This is a genomic window from Sphingobacterium cavernae (assembly GCF_008520265.1).
GTDB lineage: Bacteria > Bacteroidota > Bacteroidia > Sphingobacteriales > Sphingobacteriaceae > Sphingobacterium > Sphingobacterium cavernae.
In genome coordinates this window covers 1-20,483 of record NZ_VIQM01000058.1, presented here as the reverse complement: position 1 = coordinate 20,483, position 20,483 = coordinate 1, and the positions used below count along the sequence as shown (strand labels likewise).

Genomic DNA, 20,483 nt, shown 5'->3' with positions numbered 1-20,483 from the left:
CAAAACATGGCAACTAAAATCAGATTGCAAAGACATGGTAAAAAAGGACGTCCTTTTTACCACCTAGTAGTAGCAGATTCACGTGCTCCACGTGATGGTAAATTCATCGAACGTATCGGTTCTTACAACCCAAACACTAATCCAGCGACTATCGTTTTGGATTTTGACAAAGCTTTGGACTGGGTGAACAAAGGTGCGCAACCTACAGACACAGCTCGTGCTATTCTTTCTTACAAAGGTGTATTGTACAAAAAACACTTGCAAGGTGGTTTGAAAAAAGGTGCTTTTGATGAGGCTGCTTTAGAAGAAAAATTTGCGGCTTGGACTGCGTCTAACGAAGCGAAAATTTCTGGTAAAAAAGATGGTCTAGCTAACACTAAAGATGAAGCTAAAAAAGCTGCTTTAGTTGCTGAGGCTGCTAAAAAAGAAGCTAAAGCTGCTGCTATCGCTGCTAAAAATGCTCCTGTTGCTGAAGAAGCTCCAGCTGAAGAGGCTGCAGAAGAAGCTACAACTGAAGAAACTGAAGGTTAATCCTTTCATACAGTATTCAAGAAAGGCCGATTCAGATTTTGAATCGGCTTTTTTATTAAATTGGTGTCTTTACCATATTTTTTTATTTTTTAATTTTGTCTTTTTAATTTATAGCATGACAATAGAGGGAAGTTTTTACATCGGATATGTATCTAAGACGCGTGGTCTAAAAGGGGAAGTGCAATTGTTTTTCGAATTTGAGGATTACGATGAGTTGGAATTGGATGTTATCTTTCTTGAAGTGAACAAAAAATTGGTTCCATATTTCGTGGATGCTATAAAATTGCAGAAAAATAGTACAGCTTACGCAACTTTTGAGGATGTTGATCATATTGACAAGGCGCAGGCTATAGTTCGTCGCAAGATGTATCTTCCAAATGATAAAATGCCTGAGCGTGATCCTGACGATTTTCGTTGGAAAGATTTAGTTGGTTTTCTGGTTATAGACGAAGAGCACGGTGAGTTGGGTGAAATTGTTGATGTGACTGAAATGCCGCAACAATTTATTGCGACAGTCAAGTTGGAAGAAGGTAAGCAATTGATGTTTCCGCTTTCGGAAGATTTGATTTTAGGTATTGATGGGGATGAAGAAATTATCGAAGTAGACCTACCAGAAGGATTGGTAGATCTGTATAAAGAGTAAAAGTTTTTATTGATTACAAAGAAATAAATAATGTAATTACTTTAATTCACACCGAAAGTCCAGAAGAATTGGCTGGTTGCGGGGTGGCTACGGCGCTTATTGAAAAGACATTGGCATATATTGAAGAGAATAAATATACATTAGTGCCGCTATGTCCGTTGGTATTAGCCTATATCAAAAGACATCCAGAATGGGTTAGGGTTGTACGTGATGATTATAAAGAGAAATTTAATTAGGATAATTCATGGATGCTAAAGCAGACGCAAAGACGATAAACGCGGAGATATCAGCCTCAATTGCTGATGTAAAGTATATAACCACTATTTCGACTTTAGATGCTAAACAAATAGTTGGCGATGAACCGGAATCATTAGGTGGGCAAAATAAAGGATTTAATCCTTATGAATTGCTGGCTTCATCATTGGGTATGTGTACGGCTGCAACATTGAAAATGTATGCAGATCGTAAAGAGTTAAATCTCGGGATGATACAAGTTAATGTAGAATTGGTACATAATACCACGAAAAAATCAGCGACATTTAAGAAGTCTATCTCATTTGAAAGTAAAGATATAGCAGAAAAGGATCTGAAAAGGCTAATGGCAATTTCCGAAGCTTGTCCTGTGAATAAACTGCTTTCAAATGAAATTTTGATAGAAACTGACCTGAAAATCTAGTAAATATCAATAATTCTGCGTTGCAAATTGAAGATTTCATAAATCTTTTTGCTTTTAAATTTTAACTTTTGAGTTAATACTCCGATATTAGCGGAGCTTATAGAGAAAGGCAGAGGGAATAGACCCGCTGAAGCCTTAGCAACCTGATATTTTTCAAGGTGCTACATTCTACCCCAATTGGGAAAGATAAGTTTTAGATAGACCACACCTCTGTGTCTTTTCTCTTGGCCTAAAACGAAAAGAATAATCATGAAAATCGTAGATCATATTAAAAACGCGAACGGGAAGACTTTGTTTTCATTCGAATTGTTACCTCCTGCAAAAGGTCAAGGGATTCAAAGTATTTTCAATACAATGGATTCTTTGATGGAATTCAAACCTCCTTTTATTGATGTTACATACCACAGAGAAGATTATTTGTACAAACAACACGATAATGGTTTGTTGGAACGTGTAGCGTATCGCAAACGTCCTGGTACGGTGGCTATTTGTGCAGCGATCATGAATAAATATAAGGTCGATGCGGTTCCGCATTTGATTTGTGGTGGTTTTACGAAAGAAGAAACAGAAAATGCGTTAATCGATTTGGACTTCTTGGGTATTGATAATGTTTTGGTTTTGCGAGGTGATGCGCGCAAAGGAGATGCAGATTTTATTCCTACACCGGGTGGACATGGCTATGCTACGGATTTGTTGGCACAAGTGTCGGATATGAACAATGGAAAGTACTTGCATGAAGATATTGAAAATAGTTCAAAAACAAATTTCTGTATCGGTGTAGCAGGTTATCCCGAAAAACATTTTGAAGCACCAAATTTCAATACTGATTTCAAATGGTTAAAGAAAAAAGTTGAAATGGGAGCAGAGTTCATCGTTACGCAGATGTTTTATAATATCGAAAAATACAAAGAATTCGTAGTGAAATGCCGCGAAAATGATATTCATGTGCCGATTATTCCAGGATTAAAACCATTGACGACGAAAAAGCAATTGATTGCATTGCCTAAAATTTTCCATTTGGATATTCCAGAAGAATTAAGTGATGCCGTAGAAGCATGTAAAAATAACGCAGACGTACAAAAAGTGAGCACGGAATGGATGGTCAATATGTGTAAAGAGTTGATTGATTTTGGTGTTCCTGTATTGCACTTTTATACCATGAGTAATCCTGGTCCAACAAAACGAATTGTAGAAAAGTTATTCTAACCTATTAAAGCTTCCCAATCAGGAAGCTTTTTCTTTTTGTTAAATTCTGTTAATAAACAATTTAGCTCCGTTAATTCCTCTAAATTTATAATAGTTTCCAAAAGCCTTAAACAAAACTATTATGAATTACACAAAAATCAACAATCTTCTGGGGTGGCTATGTGGTGCAATTGCGACGATCGTATATGTGCTTACTACCGATCGATTCAACAGTTGGTGGGATACGGGAGAATTTATTGCTTCAGCTTATAAGTTAGAGGTTGTTCATCAGCCCGGAGCGCCATTGTTTCTAATGATTCAAAACCTGTTTAGCAACTTGGCAGGAGGAGATGTGAGTAGAATTGCTTTTTGGATGAATGTAGGTTCTGCGGTATGTAGTGGTTTGACTATTACATTTTTATTTTGGACGATTACAGCTTTAGCACGCAAAATTTTAATCAAGGATGTATTAAAAATTGAGTTTTTTGATCGTTTAAAAATATTTGGAGCTGGCGTAGTTGGTTCTTTAGCTTATGCTTTCACGGATTCTTTTTGGTATTCAGCATTAGAGAGTGAGGTGTATGCGATGTCATCTTTGTGTACGGCTGTGGTCTTTTGGTTGATATTGAAATGGGAACGGAGAGCTGACCAAGATGATGCGAATAAATGGCTTTTGGTCATCGCATTTGTGATGGGATTATCCATCGGAGTACATTTGTTGAATTTGCTTACAATTCCTGCCTTGGCTTTGGTGGTATACTTCAGAAAAGCTGAGAAAATCACACCTAAAGGAGTTTTCAAAACTTTGGGAATTGGCGTAGGAATTTTAGCTTTTATACTTTGGGGTGTAATACAATATAGCGTCAAACTGGCGGCTTATTTTGATTTATTCTTCGTGAATAGTTTAGGATTGAATTTCGGATCTGGGATTGTATTTTTTCTACTACTATTAGTATCTTCCTTGATTTTCGGACTTTATTATTCGTGGAAAAAGAATAAGGCTATTTTGCAATTTGCAGTTTTGTCGCTGTGTTTTGTACTGTTTGGCTTTAGTTCCTATACGATGTTATTGATTCGTTCTCAAACGAATATTTCGTTGAATAATAATTCTCCTGATAATGCTTTTTCTTTTTTAGGATATTTGAGTCGTGAACAATATGAAACAGAACCATTACTCAAAGGACCTACGTATAATTCAAAAGTTATAGATGTTGAAGAGGCTTATACTTATAGAAAAGATGCCGACAAATACAGTAAAATTGATGCACGTGGTAAATATACATACGATAAAGAAATGCTGTTTCCACGATTATGGAATGCCGATAAAGCTCATTTTTATTCGTATTATACTGGTTTGGAGCAAGGTGTAAATCCTTCCATGTGGGATAACCTAAAGTTCTTTTTTACGTACCAAGTTAACCATATGTATGTGCGTTATTTCTTGTGGAATTTTGTGGGAAGACAAAATGATGAGCCAAGTCATGGCAGCGCAATTCATGGGAATTGGATTTCGGGAATCTCGGCTATAGATAATCAAAGGCTAGGAGATGAGACAATAATGAATTCTTTGGGCAATGCCTCTAGAAATACCTATTTTTTTCTTCCTTTTTTACTTGGAATCGCGGGTTTAATATGGCAATATAAGCGAAGTAAACGTGATGCGTTAGTTGTTGGTTTATTGTTCTTTTTTACTGGGTTGGCGATTGTGATATACTTAAATCAAACTCCAATGCAACCGCGTGAAAGAGATTATGCCTATGCAGGCTCTTTCTACATGTTCAGCGTTTGGATTGGACTTGGAGCAATCGCTGTTTTAGATATCTTAAGACGGATATATGCGAATAAGGTAGTCGCTAATGTTTCTTTATTGCTCGTATTTGTAGCTGGTCCTGGGATTTTAGCGTATCAAAATTGGGATGATCATGATCGCTCCGATCGTACGTGGACGCGCGACATGGCATATAATTATTTAGAATCGTGTGAGCCCAATGCTATACTCTTCACGTATGCAGATAACGATACCTTTCCGTTATGGTATTTACAAGAAGTGGAAGGTATACGAACTGATGTACGTATCGTTAATTTGAGTTACTTGCAATCGGATTGGTATGTCAAGCAGGCGATGCAAGACATCAATTCGGCCAAAGCTGCTCCAATCAACATTAATCCTGAAAAGATTAAAAAAGGTGTTCGTGATGTAATTCATTATTATGATATGCAAGTAGATGGATATGTAGACTTGGATACGCTGATAGAAGTTATGCTTTCGGACAATCCGAATAATCAATTGCCAATGTCTAACGGCAAATATGTGAATGTTTTACCAACCAAAAATATTCAAATGGTGATAGATAAAGATTCTGTGTTGCGTAATAAGGTCGTTCCAAAATCTTGGGAAAATAATATAGCTGATGTAATGAAATGGAGTTATAATAAACCTTATGTTACCAAAGCAGAATTAAGTATGTTGTCCATCATTCTGAATAATAATTGGGAAAGACCCATATATTTTGCCAATATGCTAGGAAGTGAAAACTTTATTGGGTTAGATAAATATTTGGTAAATGAAGGGTTGGTTTATCGTTTTATGCCTATTGATATAGGTCAACCTCAAGATGAAATATCTTTGGTAAACATAGATACATTGTATCGCAATGTTAAATCCAAATATGTGTATGGGTCTATTTCTAATCTAAAGCATTATGATATAGACTATCGCCGATTTGTTCAAAGCTACTTGTTTGATCAGACTTTAAATGTTGCTCTGGATACACTTATAAAAGAAAATCGAATCCAAGAGGCTAAGGAAGTCGCTTTGTTAGCGGTGAATCATATGCCCCAAGAAAATGTTGATATAAAACATGTTCATTCAAATGCTATTGTCGTAGACACATTGATTAAAGTAAAAGAAATGGAAAAAGCGCAAAAGTTAGCTACACGCGATATAGCGTATATTGAGTCGAACTTGAATTATCTTGTAGGAAAAGCAGACAAGTTAACAGCATTTGATCGTATGGAAGTAAACACAGCTTTAGACTCCTTGAATCGCTATAAAGAAATTGCCGCTGCATTAGGTGATAAACAGTTAATTGCGAAGGTGAGCAGAATGGAAGAACGATATTTGAAGAATTAAGTAGTACAAAGAAGGAGGTCATTGACCTCCTTCTTTGTGTATATTATCCTTTTTTGACTTCTTTAGCCCAAGAGTCTTTCAAAGTTACTGTTCTGTTGAAGACTATATTTTCTGGAGTTGATTTAGTATCCAAATTGAAGTATCCTAAGCGGATAAATTGATAGCCTTTGCCTGGTATAGCATTTACTAAATCAGGTTCGATATACGCTTTTGGAATAATTGTCAAGCTGTTTGGATTTAAAGAAGCTTTGAAATCTTCCTCTGCAGCTGGATTTTCTACTTGAAAAAGACGATCGTACAGACGTACTTCAGCTTCTTTAGCATGTGCTGTAGAAACCCAGTGAATTGTTCCTTTTACTTTCAAGCCCGAAGTATCTTCACCTGATTTTGAATTCGGTATATAATTACAGTAAACTTCTGTCACATTTCCGTTTTCGTCTTTTTTGAAATCATGACATTCCACGATGTAACCATGCTTCAAACGTACAGAAAGACCAGGTCCAAGACGGAAGAATTTCTTAGGGGCATTTTCCATGAAGTCATCACGTTCTATCCACAATTCTTTTGTGAATGGAATAACACGCGAGCCCTCACCGCCTTCTACTTCTGGATTATTTTCACCTATTAATTCCTCTACTTTTCCGTCAGGATAGTTTGTTATAATTAACTTAATTGGATCTAGTACAGCCATTCTACGCCAAGCTGTTTTGTTCAAATCCTCGCGGATACAGAATTCCAACAAGCTTACGTCGATCATGTTTTCACGCTTTTGAACACCGATACGCTCTGCAAAATTGCGAATACTTGCTGGTGTGTAGCCGCGACGACGCAATCCTGAAATCGTAGGCATACGTGGGTCATCCCAACTTTCTACGTGACCTTCATTTACCAATTGTAACAACTTACGCTTGCTCATTACTGTATAAGTCATGTTTAGGCGTGCGAATTCATATTGTTTAGAAGGGAATATTTCCAATTGCTCAATCAACCAATCGTACAAAGCACGGTGCGGAATAAATTCTAATGTACACACCGAATGTGTAATTTTCTCAATAGAATCCGATTGTCCGTGTGCGAAATCATACATCGGGTATATACACCAACTATTGCCAGTACGGTGATGATGTGCGTGCTTGATGCGGTAGATAATAGGATCGCGCATGTGCATATTTGGATTTGCCAAATCAATTTTTGCACGTAATACTTTAGCACCATCTGGATATTTACCTTCGCGCATTTCTTGGAAAAGTTGCAAATTCTCTTCGACAGATCTGCTGCGATTTGGTGTAGGAACGCCAGGTTCTGTAGGCGTACCTTTCGCTGCCGCAATTTCTTCAGCCGTACTATCATCAACATAGGCTAAGCCATTTTCGATGAGTTTAACAGCGTATGCATATAATGTTTCGAAATAATCCGAAGTATATAATTCTTCAGCCCACTGGAAGCCCAACCATTGAATATCTTTTTTGATGCTTTCCACATATTCTGTATCTTCTGTCACAGGATTTGTGTCATCAAAACGAAGGTTTGTCTTGCCATTGTATTTATGCGCCAATCCGAAGTTAAGACAGATGGATTTGGCATGGCCAATATGAAGGTAGCCATTTGGCTCAGGAGGAAATCTTGTCAATACACGACCATCATGTTTTCCAGTTCGAAGATCTTCTTCGATGATTTCTTCAATAAAATTTAATGATTTTTCTTCCTCTATCATAAGTGCAAAGTTACTTATATATTGCTAAATATAGGAATGTTGCTTTTAAAATATATGGACTTAGGCGGTAATAAATCTAAAATTGTTTTACTAAATTAGACTATGAAATTTCAACAAGTCTTTAGATATTGGTTTTTGTTAATCTGCAGTCTACCATTGTTTCTTTTTGCAAAATCCCCAAAGCCGAAAATATTGATTTATGGGAGTACTTTGGAGGCATATGTTGCAGCATTGCAATCAGCTGCTTCTGGTGTTCCTACAGTTTGGGTCAATCCACATGGCTATACTTTTGATTTGGATAAAGATGAAATTGTTAAAGAAACAAGCTCAAGTCTGCTTGATGGTGGTGTTCAGCTTCAATTTGTAAAAAGCGAATCAGTTGCTAAAGACACAATAAAATTATTTCAACAAAATGGCAAGCGTCAATCGTATAATGTGTTGACAGCAGATAATTTGCTGTTGACTTCTATTTCAGATGCAGACATAACTCAAATAAAGCGTGGAAAGAATTGGTCTATTACCTTGTCCAATAATAAGAAATATGATGTAGTAACTATACTTGATGCTAGTAAAGTTAATTTATTATTACAAAAAGCTAATTTGAAGGATATTCCTACATTCAAATATAGAAAAGCAAATGATTTGAGTATTGCAGATTCTCGCGCTGTTGTATTGGTTGGTGATTTTGGTACTTCTATATATGCTTCGACACTTTCAGATTTATTGACACAAAAGGATAATTTTTTTGTCGCTAATTTGGTGGATTTTACAGCTGATGTATCGAAAACGTTCAGAATAAATTATGCGCAAGCTATGGGAGCAATCGCTGGGTATTGTGCTTTTTTCAAAACCACGGCAGATAAAATTGATTTGCGTACGTTGCAAAATGAACTCTTAATGTACAGAGCTAGATTATTGCCTACTATAGATGTAAGTGTAACGGATAGAAATTTCATTTCTTTACAAAGGACTTACTTGGCTGGAATATTATCGTTAAGAAATCTTAATGATAAACCCGTGTTTGATTTAGCTGATTCGGTACGAGTTTCAGATATTAAGCCAATTATCAATCAGTTTTATTCGAGAGCCCAACTGTGGTTTGTAGATAATAATCCAGAATTTCTAACCGTTCAGGATGCGTTGAATTTGATAAAATTTACAGCATTTCGAGGTGAAGAACTGGATGTAGAAGTGAAAAAAAATTGGAATAAAGAATTAACCTTTAAGGGAGATTATGATCCCTCAAAGGTTATTTCCAAATATGAATTTGCTGTGTTATTCGATTTGTATGCTTCGCCTTTTGTGAAAAAAGTGAGCCAGGATGGGTCTACTATTTATCGTTAGTCAGTTACATTTAGTAACCTGTCTCTCAATAATAAACACGCTCCATATGAAGCCAAATTATCATTTTTAGAAGATAAAATAATTTTGGTGTCTCTGTTTACCGTAGATAGGGAATATTTGTTCACTGCATTTTTTAATGGCAAGCTTAAGTATTCCTCAGATTTCGCTACTACTCCTCCAATTATGATTAATTCAGGATTGAAGATGTTTATTAAAGAAGCTATTCCTCGACCAAGCTTATCACCAATATAATTGATTGCTTCGATACATAAGTTGTCGTCTTTTTTTGCTGCAGAAATGATATCATTAAGCTTTATATCTTCAAGTCTTTTGAACTTTTTAGTCAAACTACTTGTAGCACCATCATTAATTTGGTTAGTTACGCGGCGAATTAATGCATAACCCGAAGCCTCAGTTTCTAAACATCCTTTTTTACCACATTTACAAATTATGTCATTATCAAATATAGAAATGTGTCCAAATTCTCCTGAGAATCCAGATTTGCCATAATATAACTGCCCGTCGATCATAATGCCCAATCCGATCCCATTATCCACATTTACAAATAAGGCGTCTTTTTCTTCCGAAAGTATGCCACTACTAAATTCAGCATAGGACAGAGCTTTGGTATCGTTTTCTAAGAACGTCGGAATTCCGATATTTTCTTCGAATAATTTAGAAAGTGGGTCTTCGTAAAAGTTGAAGTATGAATAAGAGTATCCAGTTCTGTAATTAATACGACCCGATAGATTAATTCCTATACCCAATATCTTTTCCTTTACAATATTGTGTTTAGCAATGAATTCATTTATTTCTTTACAGATGTCTAGTAAAGATTCTTCGTTATTCTCTAGTGTGTAAGGGATGTTATCTTTTTTAGAAACAATATCTTTTTTCATGTTAATCATCGAAATACTTAAATTATCGATACCAACTTGTACACCAATGAAGTATGCTGAATTCGCTACCAATCCGTAGGTGTTTGGTTTACGACCAACAGCTGAGGTTGTTTTCCCGTAATCTTTTACCAACTCGTCAGCAATAAGTTCGCTAACACACTCATTAATTTTTGGAATGCTTATGTTAAATTCCTTGCTTAATTCCGCAATTGTAGCCGTTTCGTTTGTAGCAAAATAGGCTAGTATTTTTTTCTTTAGTCGTATATTTTTATAGGCTACACCATTTTTATTAGCCTCGTGAATATCTTTAAAAAAGTTAGAAGTCATATAACTTATTAGCTAAATGTTTATTTAATCAAATTTGATTATGTGGATTTTATTTGTAAAAATATTTAATAATATAATTTTAGTAATTGATTTTTTTTAAATATAATTGAAAAGTTTTTGTAGCTAAAAGCTAATTTATAGTAAATCTAAATTATTTTTAGTTGAAAACCTAATTTGGGTAACAAAATCATTATTAAAACTAACAACTAAGCCGTGAAAAACGTAAACTCTAAAAAATCTATCCATCCAATATCGTGGATTCCTACCACTTGGTTTGCTATGGGATTGCCATTTGTGGCTCTATCAGGAGCAAGTTCCATCATGTACAAAAATTTAGGTGTATCGGATGCACAAATTGCTTTTTGGACATCTTTAATTATGCTACCGTGGACATTAAAACCATTTTGGGGGCCATTTTTAGAGTTGTACAAGACCAAAAAATTTTTTGTATATGTAACGCAAATATTCACAGGCTTATTGTTTGGCTTAGTAGGTCTTACGCTACAGTTGGATCAATTCTTTAGCTTCTCAATCGCTATTTTGACCATAATTGCTTTAAGTGCTTCTACGCATGATACTGCTGCTGATGGGGTGTATTTAAATGAATTAGATGAGAAGAATCAAGCTAAATACGTTGGCTGGCAAGGTGCTTTTTATAACATAGCTAAAGTATTTTCTGGTGGTGTATTAGTCTACTTGGCTGGTGAATTGGAACAAAGGATAGGTATTAGTAACGCGTGGATGGTCGTAATGTTTTGTTACGGTCTCCTAATGGTTGGTTTGGGTATATATAATTCGAGGGCTTTGCCTAATTCACAAGAAGAGGCAAAAACTACTTCACTAAAAGAAGGTTTTGCGACCCTTAAGGATGTTATTATCACGTTTTTTCAGAAAAAAAACATTTGGTATAGTTTGCTATTTGTAGTGTTTTATCGTTTTGCTGAAGGGCAGGCTATCAAAATTATTCCTTTATTTTTTAAAGCGGACCGTTCTGAAGGTGGGCTTGGATTAAGTACTTCTGAGATAGGTCTTTTATATGGTGTTTTTGGTGCAATTGCATTTGTTTTAGGGTCTATCTTGGCTGGAAACTATGTGGCTAAAAAGGGATTAACTCGTAAAACTTTGCTTACGTTATGTGCTTGCTTTAATATTCCATTTGCTGCGTATGCATTCTTGGCAATCTTTGTTCCGACTAATTTGGTTGTAATAGCTACAGCTGTAATAGTCGAGTATTTCGGTTATGGTTTTGGGTTTGTTGGTATAATTCTTTTTACAATGCAAAATATTGCACCGGGTAAATATAAAATGGCTCATTATGCTTTTGGTAGTGGTTTGATAAATCTAGGGTTTATGTTGCCTTCTATGTTGAGTGGTGTTTTGAGTGATTACATGGGTTATAAGGTGTTTTTTATTTGGGTTTTGATATCGACTATACCAGCATTTTTGGTTACATGGCTAGTTCCTTTGCGAAAATCAAATGATTCTATAGGTGAAAGTTTAGACTCTTAATTAATTTATATTTCTTATTAAGATATTTCTGGATTTTTTTACACAAAACTTATTTTTAAATATATTTAAAATATATATTGCATTTTTGAATATAATTTTATTATTTAGCGTTAATTATCAAAAAGTAAATATTCTGAAAATATATTGATATGATGAATACATATTGATTTTGAAATTTGGTATATGACTAACTTTAATTTTTTGAACCAGAGACAATGCGTAGATTTTTAGTATTAATCAGTTTAATTGTAGGGGTGTTTGACGCTACTATTGCTCAATTGAAAACTGATATTATCATAGTTGGTGGTGGAGCTAGCGGAACAATGGCTGCAATTCAAGCTTCTAGGTTGGGTGTAAAATCAATTGTTTTAGAAGAGACCACTTGGCTTGGAGGAATGTTGACGTCTGCAGGCGTTGCGGCGATCGATGGAAATCATAATATGCCATCAGGTTTATGGGGAGAATTCAGAGGGCATTTGTATGCGTATTATGGAGGTCCAAAAGAAGTAGAAACGGGATGGGTTAGTAATACTTTGTTTGAACCTCAGGTAGGTAATCAAATTCTTAAAAAAATGGTCGCAGCAGAGCCTAATATTAAAGTTTTGTATGAAACCATTTGGAAATCTGCAGAAAAGAAAAATAAAGGTTGGTCTGTATCTTATGTAGATGCTAATAATAATTTACAAACTGTTGAAGGTAACGTATTAATAGATGCAACAGAATTAGGTGATGTAATGGCTTCGCTGAAAGTTCCTTATTATTTGGGGATGGACAGCAAAGAATTGACTAAGGAGCCTTTTGCTTTGGATCAAGCAAACGATATTGTGCAAGATTTGACGTATGTAATCACGTTAAGAGATTTTGGACCTAAGGCAAATAAAACAATTAAGAAGCCGAAAAATTATACTAAAGAAGAATTTGCTGGCTGTTGTGATGTATCTGATCCTGCAACATTTAATCAAGATAACAACGACTGTTTCAAGATGTTGACTTATGGCAGATTGCCTAATAATAGATTTATGATCAATTGGCCTAAAAAAGGGAATGACATTTATCTTAATATAGTCGAGATGTCGCCAGAGGAGCGTGAGAAAGCTTTGGAAGATGCAAAGCAGATGACTTTGCGCTTTGTTTATTATATACAAAATGAGTTGGGATTTAAGAATTTGGGGATAGACTATGATCAATACCCAACAAAGGATGGCTTTCCTATGATTCCTTATCATAGAGAATCTAGACGTGTAGTCGGTAAATCATTATTTGCTCTTCAACATATTATGACGCCGTATGATACTCCAGAGAGATATTATCGTGCGGGAGTGATTGTGGGCGATTATCCTATTGATCATCATCACTATAAATATGGAAATGCACCAGAAATCGATTTTGTGAAAATTCGTGTTCCTTCTTACAATGTGCCTTTGGGGGTATTGTTACCAAAGGATTATGACGGCTTAATCGTTGCTGAGAAAAGTATCGGTGCTACAAACATAGTTAATGGCGCTACACGTTTGCAACCTGTAGTTTTGGGAATTGGTCAAGCATCTGGTGTTTTGGCAGCTTTAGCTGTAAAACAAAATAAAAAACCAGCTGAAGTCGCAATACGTGATGTACAGTCTACGCTCTTGGATCACAAGGCTTATATTATGCCATACTTTGATGTTCCTCCTACAGACCCACAATTCAAGACATTGCATAAAATCGGTGCAACCGGTGTATTAAAAGCTGTTGGTGTGCCATACAAATGGGCTAATCAAACTTGGTTTTACCCAGAGCGTGAGATAAGCGAATATGAGTTGATGGAGGGATTGCGTTTATATTATCCTGAATTGAATAGTGTGTGGACAGCTTCAGGCAAACCTCTTAGTGTGCAGGGATTACAAGATATATTGAAAGAAATCAAAAAGGAAATTAGTCTTGTTGATTTGAACAACATATTAGCTACAAATCAGTTGGATATATTAAAAGACGAGGATTCAAGAATAAATCGTCGTTATTTATCCGTGATATTGGATGCACATTTACGCTTATTTGATAAAGATATTGATCACTCAGGAAATCTAAAATAATTATATATAATCTAATTATGACTTGTTCTGGATTATAAATAATGTCTAGAACGACTCACCAAAATCTATTAAAAATGAAAAAAATATTTGGATATGCTACATTTGTTGCGTTGTTAAGTTTTACATCAACATTGAATGCGCAAGATTTTAACAACCCCAAAGTTCTAGGAAAAGTTGAACAAGCAATCAAAAAGGCTAAAGTAGGAAATATCGTTGTTTTAGATGAGTTTTTAACAACAGCATACCCTGAAGTGAAATATACGAAGGAAGTGTTGCCTGGGCCACAATTCCTGATATCAGATGATCCAGAATACATTCGTCAAAATAATGCCATTGCGATGCAAGAAAATGTAGCTCCTGGTGCAGTACGATTGTATGTTTACAATGTAAATGGAATCAAAGAGCCACAACAAATTAAGACTAAAATTACAGCAGTAATTAAAAATACGGGTAAAGAGAAAATGACTTTGCGTATGCTAAAGTATTCTTCTCAAAAGCCTTCATTGAATTATTTTGCTATAGGTAAAAAAGGGCTTGAGGATTTCTTTAATTCTAATGTTGAGAATGATGTAAGATATATTCAGCCGGGTGAAGTAATCGCTATAGATCCGCAATTGGAAAAGAATATTGTTAGTTATGATGAATTAGTTCATGGTTTTTACGAGTTTGTCGTTGATCAACCAGGTCAAATTAGTATTCTACAGACTTCTCCTGAGAAGTCTGGTCCAGAGGCTTATGCACAAATAAAAACTGTAATTCCTAATAGTCATGAAAATGCAGGTCGTGGTATTTTTGGAGTGTCTAATTATAAAATTTCTTCTGCCGATACTATCAGTACTGCTAATGGCGTGACGCAATTGGTTATTGCTGATGGCGAATCAGATCCTTGGGTTACTGGCACAGTAGGCGAAAATAAAGATTTTGCACAAAATGCGGGAAATTATGGTGTGATGTACCACACTAAATTAAAGTGGAAAAGTACAGATGGTAAAGGTCTAGCTCTTGTGACATGGAACTCAAGATCCGCTGACAACAAGTGGTGTGGTGGAATGGGTTTGACAATGGATTTAAAAACTGCTGATGGAAAAAGTGTTGTAAGACAGCTACCGTCTGATGTTTTGGTAACTAAAGCTGCTCCTGAAGCAATATTAGTTGAGATTTATAAACCAGATCCTACAAAAGAAATTCAGGAAATTGAATTTATTTATTCTCCTCCAGGAGCGTCATGTTTACCAACTCCTTTAGTTTTAATTCCTATTAAATTATAATTTATAGTATATAGCTTCCTTTCTTTTAAGATAGGAAGCATCTTTTTTATCAAAGTTGAATTTGCGATTCAAGCAATGACGAAATACAGAAATTTGAGTATTGATTTTATGCGAGGTATAGCCATATTTGGTATGGTGCTCGCTGCGGTCATTCCTTGGACTGCGCAATTTCCAGGTTGGATGTATCATGCTCAGGTGGGACCTCCAGATTTTGTTTTTAATGCAAATAATCCAGGAATTACATGGGTGGATTTAGTTTTTCCCTTCTTTTTGTTTGCTATGGGCGCAGCGTTTCCATTTTCGTTACGTGCCAAACTGGAGAAAGGAGAATATCTTAACCTATTCACAGGGATTTTAAGAAGAGGAATATTATTGGTGTTTTTTGCTATTGCATTAGCTTATCTCACACCTAATAATTTAACAGGGCCTCCATGGTTGAACTACCTTACTTCATTAGCTACATTTGGCAGTTTCTTTCTAATCTTTATGCGATTTGAAGGTTCTGTTTTGAAAAGGTACGGTATACAATTATTAGGATTTACTCTCGTAGCAGTTTTCACATATTACCATAGTGATATTTTAGGAAATGAATTTAGTAAAAGCAAAAACAATATAATTATTCTTGTACTGGCCAATATGGCTGTTTTTGGGTCGTTATTTTGGCTATTGTCGGCTTCCAATATTTATTTGCGAATTGCCATAATGGTAGCCTTTATGGGTGTGTATTTCACTCATAATATAGAGGGAAGTTGGACAGCATATATTTGGAATTTCTCTGCTGAAGTGCATTGGTTCTACAACTTTGCATTTTTAAAGTATTTGTGTATTGTTTTACCAGGCTCGATTTTGGGGGACTTAGTTTTAAAGTACAAAGCTGACACAAATAAGTTATATGCTTCCAATGAGGATCGCGAAGCAGGTTTAATAGCTTTGGTATGTTTTGGATTTTTGTTATTTCATATAGTCACACTTTATACGCGTGACTTATCATTTAATATCGCAGGGCATTTTTTGTTTGTCGTTTTATACTTTGTTTATTTTTCACGTGAAAAAAATGGTCAAGTCGCATTTTACAAAATTCTAATTGGCTGTGGCCTTGTTTTTTCTACGCTAGGATTGTTTTTCGAACCTTTGGAAGGTGGAATTAAGAAAGACCCTTCATCTTTTTCCTATTGGTTTATGACAAGCGGATTAGCATTTATTTTTTATGTGACATGCGACTATTTAACTAAAATGCATTCACAAAATATACTGATTAGTTCCTTAGTGAAATGTGGTCAAAATCCGATGATTGCCTATTGTGTAACCGCATTCTGTGTTACCCCAATGTTGGGATTATTACAAATCCTTCCTTTGTTAGATAATATCGCTGCTTCAAGTCCTTATTTAGGTTTGATCCGTGCTGGCGTTTTTATGTTTTTGATGATACTAATTACCAATATTGCTACGAATAAAAAGTGGTTATGGAGGTCTTAATAACAAACCAATTTGAGTATGAATAAAAAATTGTTTGCCGCGGTGCTAAGTGTATGTGCACTAACTCAAGTGTATGCGCAGGAACAGTCTTCTGTAGACAGTAATTATGTTTTTTCAGGTTACACCGAGAAAATGGAGTTTTTCAATAAGATGCCAGTGCGTAAGGGTGCTGTCGTGTTTGTAGGAAATAGTCTTACAGATGCTGGACGTTGGAATGATATTGCACCAGAATTGCCTATTCTGAATAGAGGGATCAGTGGTGATATTTCATTTGGTGTATTGGCTAGATTGGATGAGATTTTGCGTCACCAGCCCAAAAAAATATTTTTGATGATTGGGGTGAATGATTTGAAACGTAATGTTCCTAAAGAATATATTATAGCCAATTATCACAAAATAGTTTCGAGAATTCAAAAAGATTCTCCCAAAACAAAAATTTACTTGAACAGTATTTTGCCTATCAATGAGACAACCCTAATTGATGCTTTTAAATCCGTAAAAAATCAGGATGTCGCTACGTTAAATGTCGCGCTTAAAAAAATAGCCCAAGAGAATAAGCAAGTGCAATTTGTTGATTTACATAAAATTCTTGCAGATGATAAAGGTCAATTGCGTGCAGATATCACACCTGATGGAATTCATCTAGAGGTAGCAGCGTATATAGAAGTAGTTGATTATTTAAAAAAGATAAAGGCATTGTAATATGAAATATTGGGGTTTATTAATTGTTTTATTGTTAGGTGTGCAGGTGGTATATTCACAGGCGCAAAGAGATTTGGCGAAGGATAGTACTTATAAAAATTGGTATTATGATTCGCGAGAGAAATTATATCAGGGACTTAAATCACAACAGGTTGATGTAGTGTTTTTTGGTAATAGTATAACGGAAGGCGGACCGTGGCATGAACTTTTTGGTGCCAAATACAAAATTGCAAATAGAGGTATTGGTGGCGACAATACATTTGGTATGAAAGCAAGGATTGCGGATGTTGTCAAGTCCAAACCGAAGAAGATTTTCTTGATGATGGGTATCAATGATATTGGTCGTGGACAAGCGACCTCTTGGACATTGAAAAATTATGAAGAAATAATTCAAATTATCAAAAAGCAAAGTCCAAAAACAAAGATCTATCTGCAAAGTACTTTACCACTTAATGATAAAGTTCTGAAATACGATTATTTGTTGGGTAAAGAGGAAAAAATTCGTGCTTTGAATGCGGGAATTGTTGAATTGGCTCAAAAGTATAAATTGCAATATGTTGATGTAAAAGAGGTTTTGGCAGATGATTATGTGCTTAAAGCAAATTATACAAAAGACGGAATTCACCTAACAACAGATGCATACTTAGAGTGGGCAAACTATTTGAAAGCTAAAAAGTATTTATAATGAAAATTACGGGAACCTTTATTGACGAAATTAGTCACGATATACCGCACCAAAATTGGGGTAGAGAAGAATGGGATCGCGATTTCGCGTATATGAAAGCTGTGGGCATAGATACCGTAATCTTAATAAGAAGTGGGTATAGACGTTTTATCACTTATCCTTCAGCGTGGTTGCAAGATCAATATGGTTGCTACCAGCCTCCTGTCGATCTGGTAGAAATGTATTTGCAATTAGCGGAGAAGCATGGATTAAAATTTTATTTCGGGCTTTACGACAGTGGTAAATATTGGGATACAGGTGTAATGCAACACGAGATCGATGCTAATCGCTACGTGATAGATGAAGTTTGGAAAAAATATGGACATTATTCCAGTTTCGCAGGATGGTATTTGAGTATGGAAATCAGTCGTCAAACTAAAGGTGCGGCAAGCGCTTTCCGTATTCTGGGAGAACAGTGTAAAGGTGTGAGTGGTAATTTACCGACTTTTATATCTCCATGGATAGATGGTAAGAAAGCAGTAATGGCAGCTTCGTCTGAACTTTCAAAAACTGATTTCGTTTCCTTGCAACAACACGAGACTGAGTGGAATGAAATTTTTCATGAGATACATACCGCAGTTGATGCTGTAGCTTTTCAAGATGGACATATCGATTACCACGAATTAGAAGATTTTTTTACGATTAATAAAAAGTTAGCTGATAAATACAATATGCAATGTTGGACAAATGCAGAATCTTTTGATCGTGATATGCCTATTAAATTTCTGCCTATCAAATTCGAGAAACTAAAATTAAAATTGGATGCAGCTCGTAGGGCAGGTTATGACAAGGCTATAACTTTTGAATTTTCACATTTTATGAGTCCGCAATCTGCATACTTACAAGCTGGACATTTGTATAATAGATATAAAGAATATATAGATACGTTGTAGAGATATAGGGATGAAAGAATACGCAAGAAAATATAAGGATGAATTGCTCTTGAATGTTTTGCCCTTTTGGGAGAAATATTCTATTGATAAAGAGTTTGGGGGATATTTTACGTGTTTAGAGCGTGATGGTTCTGTTTTCGATACGGACAAATTTATGTGGCTTCAAGGTCGTCAAATTTGGACAATGTCTACGATGTATGATCGCGTAGAGTCAAAGGAAGAATGGAAATCTATTGCCGAGCATGGGGCAAGATTTATCTTGGATCATGGTCGTAACGCAAACGGAGATTGGTATTTTGCTTTGGATCGCAGCGGCAAGCCTTTAGTCCAACCATATAATATTTTTTCGGATTGCTTTGCTACAATGGGATTAGCTTCATTGTACAAGATCACCAACAAAGATGAGTATGCTCAGGTTGCTGTACATACATTTAACCGAATCCTAGCAAGGCAAGAAAATCCCAAAGGAAAATACAGCAAGGCATATCCGGGTACGCGCAATCTTAAAGGTTTTTCTCTTCCAATGATCTTGAGTAATCTATCCTTGGAATTAGAACATCTAGTTGGTACGCAAACCGTTGAAACGCTAATTGATGAAATTATTCATGAAGTAATGGAGGTTTTTTATCAAGCAGATAATGGTTTGATCATGGAGAGCGTGCATTTGGATGGATCATTCTCTGATACATTTGAAGGGCGCTTGGTGAATCCGGGGCATATCATAGAAGCAATGTGGTTTATGATGGATTTGGCTGATCGTCGCCAGGATTCTGATTTGATGAATAAATGTATTGCTATTGCATTACGCGCCTTAGAGTATGGTTGGGATGAGCAATATGGCGGTATATTATATTTCAAAGATATTTTGAATCGTCCTCCTCAACAGTTGGAATGGGATCAGAAATTGTGGTGGGTACATTTAGAAGCTTTAGTTTGTATGGCCAAAGGCTATGCGTATACAGGAAATGAAAAATGTAAAGTATGGTTTGAGAAATTGGATGCCTATACATTTACACGTTTTTCGGATCCTACTTATGGCGAATGGTACGGGTACTTGAATCGTCAGGGCGAACCATTGCTTACACTCAAAGGAGGAAAATGGAAAGGCTGTTTCCATGTACCGCGTGCTTTATTAAAAGTATATGAGGCAATTGAGCAAGATAAAACTATTCTTATGCAATAATTAACTATACTTAGTTAGTAAATTACTTCGTTTCAGTTTTCAAATAATTTTTTTAATCACTGATGTCCGGTAAAATCTGTAAAAAAAAGAAGCCAATTTATTGGCTTCTTTAAAGTAATCGTAGATTTGGTTTACCACAACTAAAAATACGATGAGTAAAAGTAATTATTTTTCTGGCAAATCTGTTTTCGGACAGCTGATTTCGTT

The 20,483-nt window shown here is 35.6% G+C and carries 17 protein-coding genes and 1 riboswitch; of the genes, 15 read left to right on the top strand and 2 right to left on the bottom strand.

Annotation, left to right across the window (positions count from 1 at the left end):
* The first annotated feature begins 6 nt into the window (after window positions 1–6).
* The 6 genes from FLS47_RS11795 (at window position 7) to FLS47_RS11770 (ending at window position 6,168) form a co-directional block, all read left to right on the top strand.
* Window positions 7–531: a 30S ribosomal protein S16 gene (locus FLS47_RS11795; protein ID WP_149914574.1), complete on the top strand. Its 525-nt coding sequence runs from the start codon at window positions 7–9 to the stop codon at window positions 529–531.
* Window positions 532–646: 115 nt separating this feature from the next.
* The gene (rimM, locus tag FLS47_RS11790) at window positions 647–1,174 is read left to right on the top strand and encodes a ribosome maturation factor RimM (RefSeq protein WP_149914573.1); all 528 of its coding nucleotides are present in this window, start codon (window positions 647–649) and stop codon (window positions 1,172–1,174) included.
* A gap of 8 nt (window positions 1,175–1,182) precedes the next feature.
* The gene (locus FLS47_RS11785) at window positions 1,183–1,410 is read left to right on the top strand and encodes a GNAT family N-acetyltransferase (protein ID WP_149914572.1); all 228 of its coding nucleotides are present in this window, start codon (window positions 1,183–1,185) and stop codon (window positions 1,408–1,410) included.
* Window positions 1,411–1,418: 8 nt separating this feature from the next.
* Entirely contained in the window at window positions 1,419–1,850 is a 432-nt protein-coding gene (locus tag FLS47_RS11780; protein ID WP_149914571.1) for an OsmC family protein, read from the top strand.
* A gap of 94 nt (window positions 1,851–1,944) precedes the next feature.
* Window positions 1,945–2,043: riboswitch (SAM riboswitch) on the top strand.
* 56 nt (window positions 2,044–2,099) lie between these two features.
* Window positions 2,100–3,056 (top strand): methylenetetrahydrofolate reductase, encoded by a 957-nt coding sequence (locus tag FLS47_RS11775; RefSeq protein WP_149914570.1) that lies wholly within the window; start codon window positions 2,100–2,102, stop codon window positions 3,054–3,056.
* 121 nt (window positions 3,057–3,177) lie between these two features.
* Window positions 3,178–6,168 (top strand): glycosyltransferase family 117 protein, encoded by a 2,991-nt coding sequence (locus FLS47_RS11770; protein WP_149914569.1) that lies wholly within the window; start codon window positions 3,178–3,180, stop codon window positions 6,166–6,168.
* 43 nt (window positions 6,169–6,211) lie between these two features.
* On the opposite strand, the gene FLS47_RS11765 is transcribed toward FLS47_RS11770, so the two are convergent.
* Window positions 6,212–7,882, bottom strand: a complete 1,671-nt coding sequence (locus tag FLS47_RS11765; protein ID WP_149914568.1) for a glutamine--tRNA ligase/YqeY domain fusion protein — start codon at window positions 7,880–7,882, stop codon at window positions 6,212–6,214.
* Between the two features lie 102 nt (window positions 7,883–7,984).
* On the opposite strand from FLS47_RS11765, the gene FLS47_RS11760 reads away from it, so the two are divergent.
* Window positions 7,985–9,226: a hypothetical protein gene (locus tag FLS47_RS11760; protein ID WP_149914567.1), complete on the top strand. Its 1,242-nt coding sequence runs from the start codon at window positions 7,985–7,987 to the stop codon at window positions 9,224–9,226.
* Here the strand turns inward: FLS47_RS11760 and FLS47_RS11755 are convergent.
* Complete coding sequence (locus FLS47_RS11755; RefSeq protein ID WP_149914566.1) at window positions 9,223–10,452, bottom strand: ROK family transcriptional regulator; 1,230 nt, start codon at window positions 10,450–10,452, stop codon at window positions 9,223–9,225. The genes FLS47_RS11760 and FLS47_RS11755 overlap by 4 nt on opposite strands.
* A gap of 213 nt (window positions 10,453–10,665) precedes the next feature.
* Between FLS47_RS11755 and FLS47_RS11750 the strand changes: the two genes are divergently transcribed.
* The 8 genes from FLS47_RS11750 (at window position 10,666) to FLS47_RS11715 (ending at window position 20,276) form a co-directional block, all read left to right on the top strand.
* Window positions 10,666–11,961 carry an MFS transporter gene (locus FLS47_RS11750; RefSeq protein ID WP_223225261.1) on the top strand — a complete coding sequence of 432 codons (1,296 nt, stop codon included), beginning with the start codon at window positions 10,666–10,668 and terminating at the stop codon, window positions 11,959–11,961.
* Window positions 11,962–12,176: 215 nt separating this feature from the next.
* On the top strand, window positions 12,177–14,030 hold the full coding sequence (locus FLS47_RS11745; RefSeq protein ID WP_149914565.1) for an FAD-dependent oxidoreductase: 1,854 nt from the start codon (window positions 12,177–12,179) through the stop codon (window positions 14,028–14,030).
* Window positions 14,031–14,104: 74 nt separating this feature from the next.
* Complete coding sequence (locus tag FLS47_RS11740; protein WP_149914564.1) at window positions 14,105–15,298, top strand: copper amine oxidase; 1,194 nt, start codon at window positions 14,105–14,107, stop codon at window positions 15,296–15,298.
* Window positions 15,299–15,373: 75 nt separating this feature from the next.
* Window positions 15,374–16,774 (top strand): DUF5009 domain-containing protein, encoded by a 1,401-nt coding sequence (locus FLS47_RS11735; protein ID WP_149914563.1) that lies wholly within the window; start codon window positions 15,374–15,376, stop codon window positions 16,772–16,774.
* A gap of 18 nt (window positions 16,775–16,792) precedes the next feature.
* Window positions 16,793–17,476: a GDSL-type esterase/lipase family protein gene (locus FLS47_RS11730; protein WP_149914562.1), complete on the top strand. Its 684-nt coding sequence runs from the start codon at window positions 16,793–16,795 to the stop codon at window positions 17,474–17,476.
* 1 nt (window position 17,477) lies between these two features.
* Window positions 17,478–18,161 (top strand): GDSL-type esterase/lipase family protein, encoded by a 684-nt coding sequence (locus tag FLS47_RS11725; protein WP_149914561.1) that lies wholly within the window; start codon window positions 17,478–17,480, stop codon window positions 18,159–18,161.
* Complete coding sequence (locus FLS47_RS11720; protein WP_149914560.1) at window positions 18,161–19,093, top strand: DUF4434 domain-containing protein; 933 nt, start codon at window positions 18,161–18,163, stop codon at window positions 19,091–19,093. Before FLS47_RS11725 ends, FLS47_RS11720 begins: the two co-directional genes overlap by 1 nt.
* A 10-nt stretch (window positions 19,094–19,103) precedes the next feature.
* Window positions 19,104–20,276, top strand: a complete 1,173-nt coding sequence (locus tag FLS47_RS11715) for an AGE family epimerase/isomerase (RefSeq protein WP_149914559.1) — start codon at window positions 19,104–19,106, stop codon at window positions 20,274–20,276.
* The last annotated feature ends 207 nt before the right edge of the window (window positions 20,277–20,483 follow it).

Coding starts and splice junctions, on each gene's coding strand:
- FLS47_RS11745 (WP_149914565.1), top strand. CDS start 12,177: ATGCGTAGATTTTTAGTATTAATCAGTTTAATTGTAGGGGTGTTTGAC.
- FLS47_RS11755 (WP_149914566.1), bottom strand. CDS start 10,452: ATGACTTCTAACTTTTTTAAAGATATTCACGAGGCTAATAAAAATGGT.
- FLS47_RS11740 (WP_149914564.1), top strand. CDS start 14,105: ATGAAAAAAATATTTGGATATGCTACATTTGTTGCGTTGTTAAGTTTT.
- FLS47_RS11780 (WP_149914571.1), top strand. CDS start 1,419: ATGGATGCTAAAGCAGACGCAAAGACGATAAACGCGGAGATATCAGCC.
- FLS47_RS11725 (WP_149914561.1), top strand. CDS start 17,478: ATGAAATATTGGGGTTTATTAATTGTTTTATTGTTAGGTGTGCAGGTG.
- FLS47_RS11730 (WP_149914562.1), top strand. CDS start 16,793: ATGAATAAAAAATTGTTTGCCGCGGTGCTAAGTGTATGTGCACTAACT.
- FLS47_RS11760 (WP_149914567.1), top strand. CDS start 7,985: ATGAAATTTCAACAAGTCTTTAGATATTGGTTTTTGTTAATCTGCAGT.
- FLS47_RS11765 (WP_149914568.1), bottom strand. CDS start 7,882: ATGATAGAGGAAGAAAAATCATTAAATTTTATTGAAGAAATCATCGAA.
- FLS47_RS11775 (WP_149914570.1), top strand. CDS start 2,100: ATGAAAATCGTAGATCATATTAAAAACGCGAACGGGAAGACTTTGTTT.
- FLS47_RS11795 (WP_149914574.1), top strand. CDS start 7: ATGGCAACTAAAATCAGATTGCAAAGACATGGTAAAAAAGGACGTCCT.
- FLS47_RS11735 (WP_149914563.1), top strand. CDS start 15,374: ATGACGAAATACAGAAATTTGAGTATTGATTTTATGCGAGGTATAGCC.
- FLS47_RS11720 (WP_149914560.1), top strand. CDS start 18,161: ATGAAAATTACGGGAACCTTTATTGACGAAATTAGTCACGATATACCG.
- FLS47_RS11715 (WP_149914559.1), top strand. CDS start 19,104: ATGAAAGAATACGCAAGAAAATATAAGGATGAATTGCTCTTGAATGTT.
- rimM (WP_149914573.1), top strand. CDS start 647: ATGACAATAGAGGGAAGTTTTTACATCGGATATGTATCTAAGACGCGT.
- FLS47_RS11770 (WP_149914569.1), top strand. CDS start 3,178: ATGAATTACACAAAAATCAACAATCTTCTGGGGTGGCTATGTGGTGCA.